General features: G+C 64.6%; 19 protein-coding genes, 1 pseudogene and 1 riboswitch. Of the genes and pseudogenes, 9 read left to right on the top strand and 11 right to left on the bottom strand.

Annotation, left to right across the window (positions count from 1 at the left end; genetic code table 11):
• Nucleotides 1–494 (top strand): annotated as a pseudogene (locus tag ACLQI9_RS08000) (pyruvate/2-oxoglutarate dehydrogenase complex dihydrolipoamide dehydrogenase); the annotation flags it as partial.
• Nucleotides 495–497: 3 nt separating this feature from the next.
• Here ACLQI9_RS08000 and ACLQI9_RS07995 read toward each other — a convergent pair.
• On the bottom strand, nt 498–1,391 hold the full coding sequence (locus ACLQI9_RS07995; protein WP_442384790.1) for a RecB family exonuclease: 894 nt from the start codon (nt 1,389–1,391) through the stop codon (nt 498–500).
• A 127-nt stretch (nt 1,392–1,518) separates the two neighbouring features.
• On the opposite strand from ACLQI9_RS07995, the gene trmI reads away from it, so the two are divergent.
• Complete coding sequence (trmI, locus tag ACLQI9_RS07990) at nt 1,519–2,346, top strand: tRNA (adenine(58)-N(1))-methyltransferase TrmI (RefSeq protein WP_442384788.1); 828 nt, start codon at nt 1,519–1,521, stop codon at nt 2,344–2,346.
• Nucleotides 2,347–2,352: 6 nt separating this feature from the next.
• Here trmI and ACLQI9_RS07985 read toward each other — a convergent pair whose 3' ends face one another.
• Genes ACLQI9_RS07985 through ACLQI9_RS07975 form a run of 3 tightly spaced genes read right to left on the bottom strand, consistent with a single transcriptional unit; the run spans nt 2,353 to nt 3,719 of the window.
• A complete protein-coding gene (locus ACLQI9_RS07985; RefSeq protein WP_442384786.1) occupies nt 2,353–2,646 on the bottom strand; it encodes a DUF503 domain-containing protein in 294 nt (97 codons plus the stop codon).
• Nucleotides 2,647–2,653: 7 nt separating this feature from the next.
• On the bottom strand, nt 2,654–3,196 hold the full coding sequence (locus ACLQI9_RS07980) for a hypothetical protein (RefSeq protein ID WP_442384784.1): 543 nt from the start codon (nt 3,194–3,196) through the stop codon (nt 2,654–2,656).
• A 10-nt stretch (nt 3,197–3,206) separates the two neighbouring features.
• Entirely contained in the window at nt 3,207–3,719 is a 513-nt protein-coding gene (locus ACLQI9_RS07975; protein WP_442391434.1) for a hypothetical protein, read from the bottom strand.
• Nucleotides 3,720–3,865: 146 nt separating this feature from the next.
• On the opposite strand from ACLQI9_RS07975, the gene arc reads away from it, so the two are divergent.
• The gene (gene arc, locus ACLQI9_RS07970; protein WP_442384782.1) at nt 3,866–5,692 is read left to right on the top strand and encodes a proteasome ATPase; all 1,827 of its coding nucleotides are present in this window, start codon (nt 3,866–3,868) and stop codon (nt 5,690–5,692) included.
• 8 nt (nt 5,693–5,700) lie between these two features.
• Here arc and ACLQI9_RS07965 read toward each other — a convergent pair whose 3' ends face one another.
• The 4 genes from ACLQI9_RS07965 to ACLQI9_RS07950 all read right to left on the bottom strand — a co-directional run bounded on the left by ACLQI9_RS07965 (nt 5,701) and on the right by ACLQI9_RS07950 (nt 9,679).
• The gene (locus tag ACLQI9_RS07965) at nt 5,701–6,318 is read right to left on the bottom strand and encodes a hypothetical protein (RefSeq protein WP_442384812.1); all 618 of its coding nucleotides are present in this window, start codon (nt 6,316–6,318) and stop codon (nt 5,701–5,703) included.
• Nucleotides 6,319–6,384: 66 nt separating this feature from the next.
• Nucleotides 6,385–6,825: a response regulator gene (locus ACLQI9_RS07960; protein ID WP_442384780.1), complete on the bottom strand. Its 441-nt coding sequence runs from the start codon at nt 6,823–6,825 to the stop codon at nt 6,385–6,387.
• Nucleotides 6,822–8,471, bottom strand: a complete 1,650-nt coding sequence (locus ACLQI9_RS07955; RefSeq protein WP_442384778.1) for a sensor histidine kinase — start codon at nt 8,469–8,471, stop codon at nt 6,822–6,824. Before ACLQI9_RS07955 ends, ACLQI9_RS07960 begins: the two co-directional genes overlap by 4 nt.
• The gene (locus ACLQI9_RS07950; RefSeq protein ID WP_442384810.1) at nt 8,468–9,679 is read right to left on the bottom strand and encodes a PP2C family protein-serine/threonine phosphatase; all 1,212 of its coding nucleotides are present in this window, start codon (nt 9,677–9,679) and stop codon (nt 8,468–8,470) included. Before ACLQI9_RS07950 ends, ACLQI9_RS07955 begins: the two co-directional genes overlap by 4 nt.
• 151 nt (nt 9,680–9,830) lie before the next feature.
• Between ACLQI9_RS07950 and dop the strand changes: the two genes are divergently transcribed.
• The 6 genes from dop (at nt 9,831) to ACLQI9_RS07920 (ending at nt 16,106) form a co-directional block, all read left to right on the top strand.
• Nucleotides 9,831–11,339, top strand: a complete 1,509-nt coding sequence (gene dop / locus ACLQI9_RS07945) for a pup deamidase/depupylase (RefSeq protein WP_442384776.1) — start codon at nt 9,831–9,833, stop codon at nt 11,337–11,339.
• A gap of 223 nt (nt 11,340–11,562) precedes the next feature.
• Nucleotides 11,563–11,757 carry a ubiquitin-like protein Pup gene (locus ACLQI9_RS07940; protein ID WP_062540654.1) on the top strand — a complete coding sequence of 65 codons (195 nt, stop codon included), beginning with the start codon at nt 11,563–11,565 and terminating at the stop codon, nt 11,755–11,757.
• Nucleotides 11,754–12,641, top strand: coding sequence for a proteasome subunit beta (prcB, locus tag ACLQI9_RS07935; RefSeq protein ID WP_442384774.1), 888 nt, complete (start codon nt 11,754–11,756; stop codon nt 12,639–12,641). Before ACLQI9_RS07940 ends, prcB begins: the two co-directional genes overlap by 4 nt.
• On the top strand, nt 12,638–13,381 hold the full coding sequence (gene prcA / locus ACLQI9_RS07930) for a proteasome subunit alpha (protein WP_442384772.1): 744 nt from the start codon (nt 12,638–12,640) through the stop codon (nt 13,379–13,381). The genes prcB and prcA overlap by 4 nt, the downstream gene beginning before the upstream one ends.
• A 50-nt stretch (nt 13,382–13,431) precedes the next feature.
• Complete coding sequence (locus ACLQI9_RS07925) at nt 13,432–14,280, top strand: DMT family transporter (RefSeq protein ID WP_442384771.1); 849 nt, start codon at nt 13,432–13,434, stop codon at nt 14,278–14,280.
• A gap of 52 nt (nt 14,281–14,332) precedes the next feature.
• A riboswitch (M-box (ykoK) riboswitch) is annotated at nt 14,333–14,507 on the top strand.
• Nucleotides 14,508–14,594: 87 nt separating this feature from the next.
• A complete protein-coding gene (locus ACLQI9_RS07920) occupies nt 14,595–16,106 on the top strand; it encodes a stealth family protein (protein ID WP_442384808.1) in 1,512 nt (503 codons plus the stop codon).
• Nucleotides 16,107–16,139: 33 nt separating this feature from the next.
• On the opposite strand, the gene ACLQI9_RS07915 is transcribed toward ACLQI9_RS07920, so the two are convergent.
• The 3 genes from ACLQI9_RS07915 to ACLQI9_RS07905 all read right to left on the bottom strand — a co-directional run bounded on the left by ACLQI9_RS07915 (nt 16,140) and on the right by ACLQI9_RS07905 (nt 19,750).
• The gene (locus ACLQI9_RS07915; protein WP_442384806.1) at nt 16,140–17,054 is read right to left on the bottom strand and encodes a DUF4436 domain-containing protein; all 915 of its coding nucleotides are present in this window, start codon (nt 17,052–17,054) and stop codon (nt 16,140–16,142) included.
• Nucleotides 17,055–17,171: 117 nt separating this feature from the next.
• On the bottom strand, nt 17,172–18,419 hold the full coding sequence (locus ACLQI9_RS07910; protein WP_442384769.1) for a cation:proton antiporter: 1,248 nt from the start codon (nt 18,417–18,419) through the stop codon (nt 17,172–17,174).
• Between the two features lie 410 nt (nt 18,420–18,829).
• Complete coding sequence (locus ACLQI9_RS07905) at nt 18,830–19,750, bottom strand: phosphodiesterase (RefSeq protein WP_442384767.1); 921 nt, start codon at nt 19,748–19,750, stop codon at nt 18,830–18,832.
• Nucleotides 19,751–19,787 lie beyond the last annotated feature (37 nt).

Raw genomic sequence — 19,787 nt, 5'->3', positions numbered from 1 at the left:
TGAAAACCAGCGTCGACCATATCTGGGCAATGGGGGACTGTAACGGCAAGGGCGCGTTCACCCACACCTCCTACAACGACTTCGAAATCGTCGCAGCCAACCTGCTCGACAACGACCCACGCCGGGTGAGCGACCGCATCCCCACTTATGCCCTCTACATCGACCCCCCGCTGGGGAGAGCCGGAATGACCGTCGAGCAGGTGCGCGCGGCAGGCCGCCCTGCATTGGTCGGTCAACGGCCCATGACCAGGGTCGGTCGCGCGGTGGAAAAGGGTGAGACACAAGGCTTTATGAAAGTCGTGGTCGACGCCCAAACGCAGCAGATCCTAGGAGCGGCCATCCTCGGCGTCGGCGGCGACGAGGCCATTCACGCCGTCCTGGATGTGATGTCAGCCAAGGCGCCCTACACCACGTTGGCGCGCACGGTGCACATCCACCCGACGGTCTGCGAGCTGATACCGACGATGCTGGAGGAGATGTCGCCGTTGCAGTAAGTCTCAGGCGGCCGGGTCTGCCTGATGTAGGACGGCGTCGGCGTCACCTTCGTCAGGATGCTTCGGCCAACCCGGGTAGGGCGGTGGCGTCCCGCCGAAGGCGGGGCAGTGCGCGTGGTGCGCGCACCAATCGCACAGCCTTGACGGCCTCGGCCTGAAATCGCCTGTCGCACCGGCAGATTGAATCGCCCGCCAAATCGCCATCAGCGTCTTCTCGAAGCGCAGCAGCTCGTCTTCGTCGGGCGAGTAGTCCAGCAGCTGACCGTCCGCCAGGTAGATCAGCCGCAGCCGCGTCGGTAGCACGCCCCGCGAGCGCAGCAAGGCGACCGCATAGAACTTCATCTGGAACATGGCCTTGAACTCGGCGAGGGCCCGCGCTTCCGGTGGCGCCTTGCCGGTCTTGTAGTCCACCACCCGCAACTCGCCGGTGGGGGCGAGATCAATCCGGTCGATGATTCCGCGTAGCAGCGTGCCGTCGGCAAGCTCGACCTCGATGCGCTGCTCACAGCTCTGCGGGTCGAACCGGGTCGGGTCTTCCAACCGGTAGTAGCCGGACAGCAGCGCGCGGGCCTCGTCGAGGAGTTGGGTCTGCTGGTCGGTGTCCAGCGCCGCGACCACATCGGGTTCCGCGGCGATCACCTGCTCCCAAGCCGGGCCGACGAGCGCGCCGGCGGCCTGCGGGCCGCGTTCGGGTGCGGGCAGGCTGTACAGCTGCTCCAGCGCGGCATGCACCACCGAGCCCCGCAGCTGTGCCGTGGATGGCGGCTCAGGGAGCCGATCGACCGCACGGAACCGGTAGAGCAGCGGGCACTGTTTGAAGTCGGCGGCCCGCGACGGCGACAACGCCGGCCTTGATGCAGGCCGGGACCTGGCTACGTTGCCGGGTTCGCCGTTCATGTGCGCCGCTCCTCCTCGTCGCTTCGCTCCGCATCGTCGCCGACGCGGCTCATCTCCGCAGCCTAGGGGCGCGGTCGGACAACCCCGCGGACCTTTCCCGGCGCGTCTGCTGGCAGGCTAGACAGCTGTGTCTGCAACCGGGCCGTTCGCCGTCGGCGATCGTGTCCAGCTCACCGACGGCAAGGGTCGGCACTACACGATGCTGCTCAGCGCCGGCGGCGAATTTCATACACACCGCGGCGCGATCGCGCACGACGCTGTGATCGGACTGCCGGAAGGCAGCGTGGTCAAGTCGGCCAACGGTGACCCGTTCCTGGTGTTGCGCCCACTGTTGGTGGACTACGTGATGTCCATGCCTCGCGGCGCCCAGTTGATCTATCCGAAGGACGCCGCCCAGATCGTGCTCGAGGGTGACATCTTTCCGGGCGCCCGAGTTTTGGAGGCCGGTGCCGGCTCCGGGGCGCTGACTTGTTCGCTGCTGCGCGCGGTCGGGCCGGAGGGGCGGGTGATCTCCTATGAGGTGCGCGCCGATCACGCCGAACTCGCCCGTCGCAATGTGGAGACGTTCTCCGGCTGCGTCCCCGACAACTGGCGGCTGATTCTCAGCGATGTCGCGGATACCGATCTGCCTGACGGCTCGGTCGACCGGGTGGTGCTGGACATGCTGGCGCCGTGGGAGGTGCTCGACACCGTCTCGCGGGTGGTGGTTGCCGGCGGTGTGCTGATCGTCTACCTGGCCACCGTCACTCAGCTGTCCAAAACGGTGGAGGCGCTGCGCGGACAGCAGTGCTGGACCGAGCCTCGCGCCTGGGAGACGCTGCAACGCGGGTGGAACGTCGTCGGATTGGCCGTGCGCCCGCAGCACAATATGCGTGGCCACACCGGATTCCTGGTGTCCGCGCGTCGGCTGGCCCTGGGCGCCGTCACGCCGACGCCGCTGCGCCGCAAGCGCTAGGCCCGGTTAGTCATCGCTGCGCTGGATACCGCGGCGTACCGACAGCAGTTCGAACTCAGGGTGGGCGGCGACCAGCCGTTCGGCCGCGTCGAGCACATCGACGGCGTGGCTGCAGTCACCGGACGCCACCGCCACCCCGATGTTGGCCCGTCGGTAGAGCCCGTGCGAGCCCGTTTCGGCGGCCGACACGCTGAACTTGCGCTGTAACTCCGCTACCACCGGGCGGATCACCGAACGCTTCTGCTTGAGTGAGCGCACATCACCGAGCAGCACATCGAACTCGAGCCAACCGATCCACATCGTCGGGTCAGTGGCCGGGTGTGGGCGCGGGAGGCGCGACCTGTGCGGTCCGGAAAGCCAGCAGCACGTCGGCGGTTTGCGCCGACAGCTGCCACCCACCCTGGTACGGCGTGAATTCCATCGGGAAGGAGAACTTGGGCCCACGGGGATTGGGTGAGCTGACGTTGACATTGGCCACCACGTCGGCCGGATCCCGATCCGACCATGCGACGTCGCGCACATCGAACTTCATCGGCGCAAAGCCGCCGTTGAGCAGCGCGGTGGCGAACTGGTCGAACACGCCAGCGTTGTCCGGGGTCGCGCCTTGGACCAGGTTGAGCTTCTGGGTGCCGGGCACCGACGGATCGGCCAGCCGGTACAGCACGCCGGCCAGGGCCTGGGGCGGCGGCAGCGGCGCGACCTGCGCGGCTGCCGTCGACGTCAGCGACGTAGACGCCGGCGGCGGCTCAGTCTCCGGCGACGCAGTGTGCTCGTCGCCTGAGCACCCCGAGAGGCCGAGCGCCGCCACAATCGTGGCGGCGCTCAGGACTGCAGTGAGGTGTTGACCCATCCAGCAGCGGTCAGCCGCCCGCCGACTGCACCGACTGGATCAGCGTCATCGCCGAGGTGCGCGACAACAGCCAGCCGCCCTGGTCGACGAACGTGAGGTTCTCGGTTGTCGGAGGAAGGTGCGGACCCGTCGCGGTGATATTGGCCGACGCGGCGCCCGGGCCGGTGGGCTGGATGTTAGTGATGTTGAACGTCAGCGGCAGACTGCCCTTGGCGGCGGCTTGCTGCAGCTTCTTGTCGGCAAAGTGGCCCTCGACGCCGCCGATCCCGCCCTGGACCAGATTGCTCTTGCTGGCGAACGGCACGCTCGGGTCTTGCAGGCTGTTGAGCAGGCTGACCAATTGGTCGGGCGTGGGTACGTCGGCGCCGGGGAGGACCGGGTCCAGCGGCAGCGGCGCGCTGAAAACGACCGGCTTAACCTGAGGCAACGTGGCGGTAACAGATGCAATGCAGGTCACACCCGCAGCTGCCGCGCCGATTGCCGCGACGGCCGCCACGCCCGTGGCTAGGGATTTCACGGTCACAGATGTCCTCTCGATCAGGCAGGTTCAACATGATGTTAACGCTGGCGCCAGTGTGCCCCATTTCGAGTTCCCGCATGAATTGGAAATCGCCGGTAGCGTTGAGGTATCCGCCGCACCACCTTCTGGGAGCGGGAAAGGAGCGCACGATGGGTGAGTCAGAGCGCGAAACGTTCGGTAACCCTCGCGAGCCAGACCTGTCCGGGGAGGATGCGGCCGAGTTGGAGGAGCTCCGGCGCGAGGCGGCAATACTGCGTGAGCAACTCGAAACTGCCGTTGAAACGCAGACCGCCGCGCGCAGTCCCCGCGATATTCACCAGCTTGAGGCCCGGATCGATTCGCTCGCGGCGCGCAATTCCAAATTGATGGAAACGCTGAAGGAGGCCCGGCAGCAACTGCTGGCGCTGCGCGAAGAGGTTGACCGGCTCGGGCAGCCGCCGAGCGGCTACGGCGTGTTGTTGTTCACGCATGACGACGAGACCATCGACGTGTTCACCTCTGGGCGCAAGATGCGACTGACTTGCTCGCCCAACATCGACGTCAAGTCTTTGAAGAAGGGACAGACAGTTCGGCTCAACGAGGCTTTAACTGTCGTCGAAGCCGGCACCTACGAATCGGTTGGTGAGATCTCCACGCTGCGTGAGATTCTCAACGACGGGCACCGAGCCTTGGTCGTCGGACACGCCGACGAGGAACGCATCGTGTGGCTCGCCGATCCGCTGGTTGCCGAGGATCTGCCCGACGGGCACCCCGACGCTCTCAACGATGACCAGCGGCCCCGCAAGTTGCGACCCGGCGACTCGCTACTGGTCGACACGAAGGCCGGGTATGCGTTCGAACGCATTCCCAAGGCCGAAGTCGAGGACTTGGTGCTGGAAGAGGTGCCGGACGTCACCTACAACGACATCGGCGGGCTGGGCCGGCAGATCGAGCAGATCCGCGACGCCGTGGAATTGCCGTTCCTGCACAAGGAGCTGTACCGGGAATATGCGTTGCGGCCGCCCAAGGGTGTGCTGCTCTACGGGCCGCCCGGCTGCGGTAAGACGTTGATCGCCAAGGCCGTTGCCAACTCGCTGGCTAAGAAGATGGCCGAGGTTCGCGGCGACGACGCGCGCGAGGCGAAGTCGTACTTTTTGAACATCAAGGGACCCGAGCTGCTGAACAAGTTCGTCGGCGAGACTGAACGTCACATCCGGCTGATTTTCCAGCGGGCTCGCGAGAAGGCGTCCGAAGGCACGCCGGTGATCGTGTTCTTCGACGAGATGGACTCGATCTTCCGCACCCGTGGCACGGGGGTTTCCTCCGACGTCGAGACGACGGTCGTGCCACAGCTGCTGAGCGAGATCGACGGCGTCGAGGGCCTAGAGAACGTCATCGTGATCGGTGCGTCCAACCGCGAGGACATGATCGACCCCGCGATCCTGCGGCCCGGGCGCCTCGACGTCAAAATCAAGATCGAACGCCCGGATGCCGAGTCGGCGCAGGACATCTTCTCCAAGTACCTCACCGAGCAATTGCCGGTGCACGGCGACGACATCGCCGAGTTCGACGGCGACCGAGGGGCGTGCATCAAGGCGATGATCGAAAAAGTTGTCGACCGGATGTACGCCGAGATCGACGACAACCGGTTCCTGGAGGTCACGTACGCCAACGGTGACAAAGAAGTCATGTACTTCAAGGACTTCAACTCCGGTGCAATGATCCAGAACGTCGTCGACCGGGCGAAGAAGAACGCGATCAAATCGGTGCTGGAGACCGGTCAACGCGGGCTGCGCATCCAGCACCTGCTCGACTCGATCGTCGACGAGTTCGCGGAGAACGAGGACCTGCCCAACACCACCAATCCCGATGACTGGGCCCGGATTTCAGGCAAGAAGGGCGAGCGGATCGTCTACATCCGCACCCTGGTCACCGGCAAGAGCTCGAGCGCGTCGCGGGCCATCGACACCGAGTCCAACCTCGGCCAGTACCTGTAGCGGCAGGGTCAGTCGGTTATCAGCGAATAGCTGTTGGTCAGATCGTCCTGCAAAACGAGCGCGGCACGGGGGGCGCTGTCGATGCGCAGTGGACTTTCCAGCACCCGCTTCTGGTAGGTCCATCCTTCTGGCAAGTCGAGCCGCTCGCCGAGTTGCGGCAGGTCGGCCCGGGACAGCTCGGGATCAACGATCTGGCTCCAGGTCTGCATCACCCAACGCCGAAACGCGGGGTCTTGCAGTTCATAGACTTCTTCGCCGGCGTCGAATGTGAAGACGGTGTGCCGGTTGACCTGATTTGCGGTGTAGGGCGCCGGGTTCATCGCTGTCAGCAATACCGTGGCCTGCAGCAGCATGTCGATGCCGCCGAAGTTCTTGATCATCCGCGGGCCCTGGGTGGCCTTTTCAATGGAGTTCATCAGCCAGTAGCGCGGTCCGTTGAGTAGTGCTGTGGCAGAACCGTTTTCGGTTGCGATGGCCTGCGCGTCGAGCGCCGACCACAACTCGGCCGGACAGTCGTTGAGCGGATAACTGTTGTAGACGGTGGCCTGCGGCCCCGCCTCGCCCGGCGTCACCAGAAGGACTTCGCCGTAGCGTTTCCCGGACAGGCCAGTGGTGGGGTCGCGCAAGGCGTCTGTGGACACCAGGGTGAAGTTAATCACTTCTTTCACCTGCGTCAACCAACACCAGGCGGATTAACGGTGTGGGAGGCGCACCACTTGGACGAAGAAATCGTCGATCTGGTGAATGACATTCATGAATTGTTCGAAGCCAACGGGTTTAGTGACGTAGGCATTGGCGTGCAGTCGGTAGCTGCGCAGAATGTCTTCCTCGGCGGCCGAGGTGGTGAGGACAACGACGGGGATGTGGCACAACTTCGGATCGGATTTGATCTTTTCAAGCAGTTGGTGGCCGTCGTATTTCGGCAGGTTCAAGTCGAGCAGGATCAGATCCGGCCGTGGCGCGCCCTGATGAGGACCGCGTTGGTAGAGGTAGTCGAGACCCTCTTGCCCGTCGCGTGCAACACGCAAAGTGTTGTGAATCTTGTTGTGTTTGAAGGCTTCCCGAGTGATGAGGATGTCTCCGGGATCGTCTTCGATGAGCAGGACGTCGATAGCGCGGGAATCCGGTGTCATCGGTGGGCTCCTTCGGCTGCGCCGATGGGTGTCTCGTCGCTGGCGGCAGTAATAGGCAAGGTGAACCAGAATCGAGTCCCGCTGTTGTCGCTGGTGTCGATACCGATGCTACCTCCGTGCAACTCGACGATTTTCTTGCACAACGCCAGCCCGATGCCCGTTCCAACGTAGGCATCCCGGCCATGCAGACGCTGGAAGATCACAAAAATTTTGTCGGCGAACTCGGGCGCAATGCCGATGCCATTGTCCGTCACGCTGAACATCCAATAGCCGTCGTGATCACCGGTGCCCCGTTCGCAGTCGATGATGACCTGGGGTGCGCGATCCTCGCGTCGGAACTTGACCGCGTTGCCGATGAGGTTCTGCCACAGCATCGTCATAAGGGTGGCGTCGCCCATGACTCGGGGAAGCGGACCATCCGGTCGCGCGATCTGAGCCCCGGATTCCTCGATCGCGGCGGCCAGATTGCCCAATGCGGTTTCCAAGGTGGTGTCGAGGTCAACGGTGGCGTGCGTGACGTTGAGTCGACCGACCCGGGAAAAGGTGAGGAGATCGTTGATGAGCACCTGCATGCGTTTGGCACCGTCGACAGCGAATCCGATGTATTCGATACCGCGTTCATCGAGCGCGTTACCGTAGCGTTGCTCGAGCAACTGGCAAAATGAGGCCACTTTGCGCAGCGGTTCCTGCAGGTCATGGGAGGCTACATAGGCGAACTGCTCGAGCTCGGCGTTGGATCTCCGCAGCTCGACCGCCTGCGCGTCGAGCGCCTCCGCTTGCATCACCAGACGAGCCCGGTCCGATCGGGATATGTCCAGCTCGGTCACGATCCGCCCCCGCATGTTCTCCACGTCGCCCGCGATCGCGCGGATATCTTTGGATCCCCGCACGACGATGCTGTGGGCGAAGTCGCCCCCCGCGATCTGCCGGCACGACGCGGCCAGCACTGCCAAGGGACGGGCCACCGTGCGTCGCATCAACAATGCCAGCAGGATCGCCCCGGCGACGAACACTGCCACCATGGCGATCAGGACCCGGTCACGCCAGCTGCGCATCGCGTCCAGCTCGTTGACCGCGACGGTCTGCGCCGCCGCCAAATGGGCATTTTGCGTATCGAACAGCGCGCGGATGCGGTCGAACTCGGCCTTCCCGCGGTCGGCGGTATCGGTGTTCACCACATTCGGCGCGCCCGGGATCACGCTGTTGATCAGCGGCTGCGCATAAGTGCTACGCCAGGCGGCGCCGGCTCGTTCGATCGCGGTCAGGTCGGCGATCAGGTCGACCCGGTCACCGAGTCGTGGGGTGATGTCCTCGGCCGCCTGCTGTTCGATGCGTTGCCCGTCGACGTAAGGGTCGAGGAACTGCCGGTCAGCGGCAATCACATAGCCACGCAGGGAAGTCTCCTGGTCACGCAGCGCGCTCTGCAGCCGATACGCAGAGACGCGCGCGGGCTGAATGTCATCCGTCAACTCACGGGTCACCGCATCGGTGCGGTTCAACAGCACCGCATCGGTTGCCGCGCCTGCCAGCACTACCAATCCAATCACCGACAACACCAGGGTTTGCCAGCCCGCGACCGTCAGTCGCGATCCCAGCTGCGGGCGGTGCGTGGGGAAGTTCACCTGCCCCGTCGGTCCGGTCGTCACACGACGCTGCGCTCTACCCGCACCACCGCGACGTCGTCGCTGAACCCGCCACGAGCTTGAGCCCGAGCCTCGGCTTGGTCGATGAGCGCGTCGACGAACGCCGGGCCGGGCAGCGCCGCCAGTGGCCGGGCCAGTTCGAGTAAACCGTTCTCGCCGAGGCGTTCGGCACCCCGACCTGAATGTGCCTCGAACAGTCCGTCGGTTAAGAGCACCAAACCGCCCTCTTCGGGGAGTTCCATCGCATACTGCGGCCAGTCGTCGCCGCCCCATCCCAAAGCAGGGCCGGCCGGCGGCTCCAGCCAATCCACGGTGCCGGGGCCATGCGCCAGCATGCCGGGATGACCGGCGCGGACTGTTATAACCCGCGGACTGTCGGGGCCGACTGCCAGGCTCAGCATCGTCGCGAAAATTCCGCGGTCCGGGCTTTCAGCGTGAAGGATCCGCTCCAGCTGCCGCATCGCAGCGGCACCGTGAATGCCGCTCAACGTCAACGTGCGCCATGCGATCCGCAACGCCACCCCCAACGCCGCCTCGTCAGGCCCATGCCCGGCGACATCACCGATAACGATGTGTACGGTCCGATCCGGAGTTTGCACGACATCGTAGAAGTCTCCACCCAGCAGCGCGTTGGTGCGGCTGGGTCGGTATCGGGTCACTACGCCCACTTCCGAGCCCTCGAGTAGCAGCGGCGAGGGCAGCAGACCACGTTCCAGCCGCGCATTTTCCTGGGCCCGAAGATCGCTCGCATGCAGATCCACCGCGATGAGCTCGGCACGCTTACGTTCGATCGCATACAGCAGGGTCCGCCGCAGCATGTCGGGTTCGACCCGCCCCTTGACCAAGTAGTCCTGCGCACCACTGGCGACCGCCGACACCCCGAATTCTTCGTCGTTCAATCCCGTCAGCACAACTACCGGAAGGGTGCCATCCCACTCGGCGACACGGGCGATGCCATCGAACCCTGTGGCATCTGGCAGATTCAGGTCCAACAGGACGCAATCCGGGCGCTCGCGGGTGAGGACATCCTCGGCGTGCGCCATCGATGGCGCCCACGCCACCCGAATATCAGCGACGGAGTCTGCGATCAGCTCTTCGACCAGCACCGCATCAGCGCGGTCGTCCTCGATCAGCAGCAGCGACAACGAGCGCCGATCTGCTGCGGGAGCAACGTGGCGATGCTGCGGCGGAGTCGGCCCAGGTCTATTCAGCACAGGCTCGATCAAACATGTCCTCCACGCACCCCGACGCGCCAACGATAACCCACACGCTGGGTTTTTGCGGGGATCACCGACTGATCGACGAGAGCTCCACCTCGGGCCGACCTCGGCCCACATCGTCGCCGCGCCTAGGCTTTAGGACATGCAACGGATTATCGGGACGGAGGTCGAGTACGGCATCTCGTCGCCGTCGGACCCGACCGCCAACCCGATCCTTACCTCGACGCAGGCGGTGCTGGCCTACGCGGCCGCCGCCGGCATTCAGCGCGCCAAACGCACCCGCTGGGACTACGAGGTGGAATCGCCGCTGCGGGATGCCCGGGGATTCGACCTGAGCCGCTCGGCCGGCCCGCCGCCGGTGGTCGACGCGGACGAGGTCGGCGCCGCCAACATGATCTTGACCAACGGGGCGCGGCTCTACGTCGACCACGCCCACCCGGAATATTCCGCGCCGGAGTGCACCGACCCGCTGGATGCGGTGATCTGGGACAAGGCCGGCGAGCGGGTGATGGAGGCCGCCGCGCGGCACGTGGCCAGCGTGCCGGGGGCAGCCAAGCTGCAGCTGTACAAGAACAACGTCGACGGCAAGGGCGCCTCCTACGGGTCGCACGAGAACTATCTGATGAGCCGGCAGACGCCGTTCTCAGCCGTCATCGTGGGGCTGACCCCGTTCCTGGTGTCCCGTCAGGTGATCACCGGCTCCGGCCGGGTCGGGATCGGCCCCGCCGGCGACGAGCCGGGCTTCCAGCTGTCCCAGCGCGCCGACTACATCGAGGTCGAGGTCGGGCTGGAGACCACGCTGAAGCGCGGCATCATCAACACCCGCGACGAGCCGCACGCCGACGCCGACCGCTACCGACGGCTGCATGTCATCATCGGCGACGCCAACCTCGCCGAGACGTCGACCTATCTGAAGCTGGGCTCGACGGCGCTGGTGCTCGACGTCATCGAAGAGGGCCCAGCCCATGGCATCGACCTGACCGACCTGGCGCTGGCCCGGCCGGTACATGCGGTGCACGCGATCAGCCGCGACCCTTCACTGCGCGCTACCGTCGCGCTGGCCGACGGCCGCGAATTGACCGGCCTTGCGCTGCAACGGATTTATCTGGACCGGGTGGCGAAGCTGGTCGACGGCCGCGACCACGACGCGCGGGCAGCCGACGTCGTGGAGACCTGGGCACACGTGCTCGATCAACTCGAGCGCGACCCGATGGAGTGCGCCGAACTACTGGACTGGCCGGCCAAGCTCCGGCTACTGGAGGGTTTCCGGCACCGGGAGAACCTGAGCTGGTCGGCACCTCGCCTGCACCTCGTCGATTTACAGTACTCCGATGTCCGGCTGGACAAAGGTCTCTACAACCGGCTGGTGGCGCGCGGCTCGATGAAGCGACTGGTGACCGAACAGCAGGTGATCAACGCGGTGGACAACCCGCCGACCGACACCCGCGCCTACTTCCGCGGCGAATGCTTGCGCCGATTCGGCGCAGATATCGCCGCGGCCAGCTGGGACTCGGTGATCTTCGACCTCGGCGGCGACTCCCTGGTGCGGATTCCGACGCTCGAGCCTCTGCGCGGCAGCAAGGCGCACGTCGGCGCCCTGCTGGACTCGGTGGACAGCGCGATTGAGCTGGTCGAACACCTGACCACCTGAGGCTTCCGGCGACGATGCAGCCGCGCGGCCGGCTGAGGTGGGGGTCCCCCGCTTGCGGGGGAGAGCCGGACAGGCGGGGCGTCCGGCGACGATGCAGCCGCGTGGCGGCTGAGGAGAAGCCGGACAGTGGAGGTTGTTAACCGGGCAACAGCGGTATCGACCGGTAGGGTGGAGAAACCGAGGGTCGTGTTCTCCACGGCCGATGATTTTGCAGGAGGCGGCGATGGCTCAGGAGCAGACCAAGCGCGGCGGTGGCGGTGGCGATGACGACGACCTCACCGCCAGCACGGCCGCGGGCCAGGAGCGTCGCGAGAAGCTAACCGAGGAGACCGACGACCTGCTCGACGAGATCGACGATGTTCTGGAAGAGAACGCCGAAGACTTCGTCCGCGCATACGTCCAAAAGGGCGGACAGTGACCTGGCCGTTTCGCGATCGCCTGGCCACCCACTCAGCACTTCCCGGAACCGCCTTTGGCGGTCTTTCCTCTTTCGCGGACTTTTTGCGTCGCGAGGCCCCCGAGCTGCTGCCCGCGGGCATCGGTAACACGGAGCCCGGCGGGCTCGGTTCTCAGCTGCCGCACGGCACTACCATCGTTGCGCTGAAGTATCCTGGCGGCGTCGTCATCGCCGGCGACCGACGCTCCACGCAGGGCAACATGATCGCGGGGCGCGATGTGCAGAAGGTGTACATCACCGACGACTACACCGCGACCGGGATCGCCGGCACCGCGGCCATCGCGGTCGAATTCGCCCGCCTTTACGCCGTCGAACTCGAGCATTACGAGAAGCTGGAAGGTGTGCCGCTCACCTTCGCCGGGAAGGTGAACCGGCTGGCGATCATGGTCCGCGGCAATCTCGCCGCCGCGTTGCAGGGTCTTGTGGCGCTGCCGCTGCTGGCCGGTTTCGACATTGACGACCCTGAACCGGAGAAGGCCGGGCGCATCGTCTCGTTCGACGCTGCCGGTGGCTGGAATTTGGAGGAGGAAGGCTACCAGTCGGTCGGTTCTGGTTCGATTTTCGCCAAATCGTCGATTAAGAAGCTGTATTCGCAAGTGACCGACACGGATTCCGCGCTGCGGGTCGCTGTCGAGGCGCTCTACGACGCGGCCGACGACGATTCGGCCACCGGGGGTCCCGACCTGGTTCGCGGGATCTTCCCGACCGCGGTCACCATCGGCGCCGACGGCGCGGCCAATGTTCCCGAGCAGCGTATCGCCGAGCTGGCGCGCGAGGTCATCGAACGACGTTCCCGCGCAGACAGTTTCGGTCCGGATGCGGGGCGCGCAGGAAGTGACTCATGAGCTTTCCGTACTTTATCTCGCCCGAGCAGGCGATGCGCGAACGCAGCGAGCTCGCGCGAAAAGGCATCGCGCGGGGCCGCAGCGTGGTGGCGCTGGCTTATACCGGGGGCGTGCTATTCGTGGCCGAAAACCCGTCGCGGTCACTGCAAAAGATCAGCGAACTGTACGACCGCGTCGGCTTCGCCGCCGCAGGCAAGTTCAATGAATTCGACAATCTGCGCCGCGGCGGGATTCAGTTCGCCGACACGCGCGGTTACGCCTACGACCGCCGTGATGTCACCGGTCGGCAGCTGGCCAATGTTTACGCGCAGACGCTGGGCAGCATCTTCACCGAACAGGCCAAGCCCTACGAGGTCGAGCTCTGTGTGGCCGAAGTCGCACACTACGGCGAGACCAAACCGCCCGAGCTGTATCGCATTACCTACGACGGGTCGATCAACGACGAGCCGCACTTCGTGGTGATGGGCGGGACGACCGAGCCGATCGCCACTGCGCTCAAGGAGTCCTACGCCGAGAACGCCAATCTGGCCGACGCGGTGCGAATCGCGGTGGAAGCCCTGCGGGCCGGCAGCGCTAACGGCGGCGGCGAACCCAAGCTGGGGGTGTCGATGTTGGAGGTCGCCATTCTCGACGTCAGCCGGCCCCGGCGAGCATTCCGGCGAATCACCGGCCGTGCGTTGGAGGCCCTGCTGCCCGAACCCAACGACTCCGAATCGGCGAAAGACTCGGCAGAGAACTAGGTCCGGCGACCGTCTGCGGGCCGAGCGGGTTTGTCTCGTATTGTCGGTGTGTGCTAATCGGCTTCCTGCTCGCATTGGGTTGCTCGGTGTGCTACGGCACGGCGACAGTGTTGCAGGCCGCCGCGACCCGCTCGGTGGACGCCGGCAGCGACTCCGGAGTCGACGCGGCATTACTGCTGCGAGCGCTGCAGCAGTGGCGCTACCTCGCGGGCCTTGGGCTTGACGGTCTTGGCTTCCTGTTGCAAGTGGCGGCGCTGCGCCTGGTGCCGATCTACGTCGTCGCCGCGGCGATCGGCGCTTCGCTCGCGGTCACCGCGATCATGTCCGCCTGGATACTGTCGGCGCGGTTGTCGGCAATGGAGTGGGCGGCGGTGGGCGTGGTGTGCGTGAGCCTTGCGATGCTCGGCCTTGCCGCCGGCCCCGAAGGTACCCAGCGCGGCCCGGCCGGACTCGGCTGGGCGCTGCTGGCGGTGGTCGCCGTATTGTTCATCGCCGGCGCGGCGGCAGGCCGTTTGGGCGACCGCTCCCGTGCACTCGTCCTGGGCCTCGGGGCCGGCGGCGGCTTCGGGGTCGTCGAGGTCGCCGTCCGCCTGATCGATCCGATCGATCCGACCAAATTGGTGTTCTACACCAACCCCGCCGTATATGCAGTGATCGCGGGCGGCGCAGCCGGGTTTTTGCTGCTCACCTCGGCTTTGAGCCGCGGATCGGTGACCACAGCCGTCGCCGGCATGGTTGTGGGTGAAACGGTTGGCCCTGCGCTCGTCGGGGTGGTGTGGCTCGGCGACCAGACCCGTCCGGGCCTCAGCTGGATGGTTGTGGCGGGATTCGCCGTAGCGGTCGCGGCAACGCTGGCACTGAGCCGATTCGGCGAAGCACCAAGCCCTGTCCAGTCCTAACAACGCGCAGGCGAGCCGCGTTGCCGGAAGCCGGATTCGGAGCTATCCTGCGAAAGCACCTCGTTAGGCGAGGCTTCTGAAGCGAACATAGGCCACTGATCTGACGACGTCGAGAGACGCCCAAGATCAGGACAGATCTCCCCGGCTTAAGGGGTGGTCCCAAGTGGCTTTCCCAGCTCTGCGGGGATACGTCGCTCAGTGCCAAAGCTCAACGTGTGAGGGCAACGTCGCCACTCCACCGCTTCCGTCGTGGGTCCCTCTTGTGCGCGTCTTAACGACATCGAGTGTGGAAGGCAGGTGTTCCCATGACCAGCATGATCGACGTCGCCCGTATCGGGCTGCCCGGCTCAGCCGATGGGCTGCGCCTGACCCCGTACGAAGCGATGGCGCAAGACCTATTGTTCCTCCGCGCAGAACTGGAGACGGCGGGAATCCCGTTGCTTCTGATCCGCGGCGCGGACGGGCGTCCGGCACTCGTCGTTGACATTCGCTTGCGTGCACGAGTTGCCGAAACGCTTATGGCCGCATGCCTGGAGGCACCGCTGCGGGCCAAGATCCTTGACGGGACCGGGCGCAGTTCGGTGTACCTGGGCGACGGCTTGCTGTCGGCGGACCCGGACCCGCGGCTGCTGAGGGTGTTTCGTCGGCGCGAATGCCCGCGTTCCGGCCTGCGTTACGGCGCTTCGGCAGGAGTGGAGCTGCAGTTCTGGGTATTCGACGGTCAGCAGGCGATCTGCCCTATCGAGAACTCGCTGACTCGGAAGGCGTTGCCGCTGAGCGAGATCGTCTACGCAGCCGTCGAACTGCATGGCCGCACCTGGCCGACGATCGCCGGGATGTTTGCCCCGCACGCGGCCGATATCACGTTCGACATCGACATGGTGTTCTCGTGGGTGGACGGCAACGACCCGGAGTTCCGGGCACGGCGAGCGGCAGCGATGACGAACCACCTGACGAATAACATTGTGGGCGAAGGCGACGACGCCGACGCGCGGATCCGTCAGATCGACGAACTGAAGTACGCGCTGCGTTCGGTGCACGCCTTTGCCCCGTGGGTGCGGCGCATCTTCATCGCGACGGACTCGCCGGTCCCCGAGTGGCTCGCACCCCACCCCAAAGTCACCATCGTGCGCGCCGAGGATCACTTCACCGACCGGTCGGCGCTGCCGGTGTACAACAGCCACGCAGTGGAGACACAGCTACACCACATCCCGGGTCTCGCAGAGCATTTCCTGTACTCCAACGACGACATGTTCTTCGGCCGGGCCCTGTCACCGACGACGTTCTTCTCACCCGGTGGGGTGACGAAGTTCATCGAAGCCGGCACGCGCATCGGGCTGGGGGCTAACAACCCCGAGCGCAGTGGATTCGAGAACGCGGCACGCGTCAACCGGCAGCTGCTGTGGGACAGGTTCGAGAAGATCATCACCCGCCACCTCGAGCACACCGCTGCGCCGCTGCGCAAGAGCGTGCTATGCGAACTCGAGCGTGAGTTTCCCGATGACTTCGCGCGTACCCAGGCCAGCCGCTTTCGGGCCAGCACGGACATCTCGGTGACCAACTCGCTGTACCACTACTACGCGTTGATGACGGGGCGTGCGGTGCAGCACGAGTCGGCGAAGGTGCTCTACGTCGACACCACGTTGCGGTCCGGGCTGGCGAAATTGCCGACGCTGCTCAAGAAGCGCACGGTCGACTTCTTCTGCCTCAACGACGGCAGCTTCCCCGAGGTGAGCCCGCAGGAGCGAGCCGATGTCGTCGGCGAGTTCCTGGAGAAGTACTTTCCGGTGCCCGCGCCCTGGGAGCGAGCAGCCGGGGACGAGTGATCGCCCGCTACGCGCTCGCGAGCTGCTGTGGGCTTAGGTCTTCGATGTGGTCTTAGATGTCGCGCGCCACCAGGCCGCGATATAGAGCAGCATCGAGACCACCAAAGCCACTAGTACCCACAAAACGATCGTGAGATCGATCCAGCTTCCGAACGCCGGCGAGCCCGGAAGTGCGTTTCTCAGCGGTACCACCGCAAAGAGCATCGCTGCGTACCACGTTGTCATCGGTGACTGAAACCTGCGTGGGTCGCGAGTCGTCCAAATCGCAACAAACAAGCCAACTGCCGCGATTGCGACGAAGATGCAAAGGATAACGATCGCGAATACCATCGTGCTCGCTGACCGCTGCAGTTGGATTTCGTAGGGTGCCAACGCATTGGCGTTATTCACGCGAGCCACTTGGACTTTCCAGCCGGCCAGCCGATCTACGAATGTCACGTTGGCCCGTTCCGCCACCTGCCCCGTGCCGGTAAACAAGGTCACCGTGATCGGCCCGGTGTAGTACGTGTCGAACGGCCAGCGTTCGACGTCGCGCGCCAAGGTCAGCGGAACAGGAAAAACACCGGGCAACATACCCTTGGAATAGGTGCGCCTGACCGGCGTCGTCACGGATGTGACTGCCACGGTGAGGTCTTGCTTGAGACCATCGGTCGCCGGATCCACTAACGCAGGTCCGGGCTTAATGATGAGGTCGCCGACGAGCTCGCTGTAGTTGTTGGAAATGCTCACGACATCCAGCGTGACAGTTGTGCCGGCGCTGGTGGGCGCGCCGTGAGCTGGAATACGTTGGGACGCAGCGCCATCAACGTACAGCACGACCGTCGTGACCATCACGCAGCCAATAACCACCAGCGCGACGACGCCGAGTCTGATGCGCGGCCACCACCGGCGATCGCGCACCGTTGACTGCGGGCGCTCGCCCGTTAGCATCAGGACCCGTTCCTCCACGGTGCTCAAGGGAACCTCCCGTCGACAAGAAGGGTCGCGCACGTCAGGTAACAAAGGTCGGTATGCCGGGAATCTTGATGGGTCAACGCAATTGCCATGATAGGAACCGAAATTGCTTTAGACATGCGCCACTTGCCGGACATCCGCGCGCGACGTACGGACAAGCGCGCGGCTGTTGATCGCGCGGTACAGCGGAGCCGTCGCCGCAGTCGTCACGATGGCAAGCGCACACAACATCGCAAACGCATAGGGACCGATCAAGCGGGCTTGGAGACCTATCGACGCAATGGCGAGTTCGGTGACGCCGCGGCAGTTCAACAAGACGCCAAGTTCGGCCGAGGCGGTAAGTGACCAGGCTTGCATCCTGCCGGCCACGAGACCGACCGCGAGCTTCGAACCGAAAGCGGCGATGGTCAGGGTCAGGAGGCACAGCAGACCGCTCCCTCGGAACAGATCCCCCAGGGTCTGCAGCGGCACAGACAGCGCGCTCGCAACGAAGAACGCAGGAATGAGCATGTCAGCGACCGCGGCTAAGGCCCGCTCCGATGCCTGGTTGGCCAGCCCCGCGGGGAAAAATAGACCGGCAATCACGGCACCGAGGGCTGGGTGCAGACCGAACACCTGTGTTGCTGCCGCACCGACCAGCACGTAAGCGAAGATCGCCACCACAAACGGAGCTCCCTGCTGCGAGTGCTCGAACAACCGCCGGACGACCTGCGGCAGCACGAACATCACGGTGAACAGCAACGCGGCGCCCACACAAAGGGCAGCAGCCGAGACCGAGCTCAAGTCCGTGGTCAGCAGGATCAACACGGTCACCAGTGCCCATGCCGCCGCATCAGTCGAGACGGCAATGCGCAGCGCCACCCCAGGGATGGGCGCCGGGACCCCAAGATCTTTGATGATAAGCACCAGAACAGGAACGGCGGTGACGCTCAGCGCCACACCGACGAATAGCCACACGTGCAGCGGATTGTGGTCTGGGCCAACGAGCCGGTGCGCAAAGGGGAAAGCTGCAGCGGCACAGACGACGACCGGAATCAGCACGCAGGGCACCAGTTGCCAGAGCGGTGACTTCTCGGATGTTTTGCTGTAGGACCGCAGCTCAATTCCGACCAAGAACAACAGTAACAACAGGCCCGCTTGACCCACGTCCTCGATGAGAGATTTCGAGGTCGCCGAAAGTAACACAGACTTCATGGAATGCGGAAGGAGGGCCAGAATTGTGCCGAGCAGAAGGCCGAAAGCAATTACGCCGACGACCGCGGGGTGCTTAATCCGACGAAAAAGGTTTCCGATAAATACCGAGCCGATTAAAACTACGGCCAGCATAATTAGTGCTTGCAGCACGTTACCGAGTGGCATCGATTCTCCCTAGCAACTAATTGAGTCCGCTATTCATCACACAACTAAGCGATTTGGGTTTCCGCAGCTCACCGGTCGCGCAGGCGGTTGCGTCGCATCTGTTATAGCTAGTCGCGGAACGCGGTGCAACAGTGTCGTGACCGCAAACACACCTCCATAATGCGTTCTTAACGTCATTACATCTTCTTAATGGATGCAGGCAAAATCATAACGGCTTCTTGACGGCTATTCGTCGGCAGCAGTCACCTATAATCCGCAGACTAATTACCCGTATTTCTCAGATTCGACGAATTCATTGGCACCCGGGTGAAGCCGGCTTTGCGTGAACGGACCTGAGCGTTGAGTTCGCAGAGGACTTCGCACATCCTGTCGGCGAAGGTGCTCTGCGGCCGGCGAAGAGTGCGCGCCCGCTATGAGCGCGTGAGTTGCTGTGCGATGTGCGGTATCCGGCTTGCGGGCAGGATGCTGACGCAAGAGTCGGCGAGTTCCCGCTGCACGGTCTCCGGCTGGACGAATCGTCCCACGGTGGGTCCGGCGGCCAACGGAATCACGGTGTGCACCACCGTTTCTGGGTAGCAGTGCACCAGGTTGAATGCCTGCGCGCCGTCACGCCCCCGGGTTCCGGGCGTCAGGAGATCCTGAGTGTAGCAACTGGCCGAGGCCACCGAAACCGGAATTCCGGCGAAGGTGGCCGTGGTGGAGTAGTGCAGGTGCCCGGCGAGGATGCTGCGCACATCGGTGCCGCGCAGGACTCGGGCCAGTGGTGTTTGGTCGCGCAGCTCCACCAGGACGGCCAGATCCTGCACGCTGGGAATCGGCGGATGGTGCATCGCAAGGATGGTGCCGAAAGGTGCGGGTTCGGCCAGCTGCGCGGCGAGCCACTGCAACTGCTCGGGCGCGATCTCGCCGTGGTGATGGCCCGGAACCGAAGTGTCCAAGACGATTACACGTAAACCGGCGATCTCGTAGACCCGGTCCATCGGCGCCATCGTCGGGGCCTCGCGCCACAGGTGTTCACGCAACGCCGCGCGGTCGTCGTGGTTACCCATCACCCAAATGACCTCAGCGCCAAGGCGATCGGCCAACGGTTCGACCAGGTTGCGCAGCTTGCGGTAGGCGTCGGGTTGACCGGTGTCGGCGAGATCGCCGGTGAAGATCAATGCATCGGGTCGAGTCTGGGAAGCCTCGAGCCGCTCAAGCAGCTCGGATAATCGGCCCTCCGCGTCGACGTCGCCGTAGAGGTCGCCGTCGCCGGCTATGAGATGGGTGTCGCTGATGTGCGCGATGACGTGGTCCGGCCGCGGGTGCTCCGCGACCCTGGCTCTGTCCACAGGACTGGAGAAGCCTTTCTGACGACTGTGCTCGCGG

The sequence above is a fragment of the Mycobacterium sp. genome (assembly GCF_052143115.1).
In the GTDB taxonomy this organism is placed as follows: Bacteria; Actinomycetota; Actinomycetes; order Mycobacteriales; family Mycobacteriaceae; genus Mycobacterium.
The sequence above is the reverse complement of the archived record's forward strand: the minus strand, read 5'-3'. Positions and strand labels throughout refer to the sequence as shown.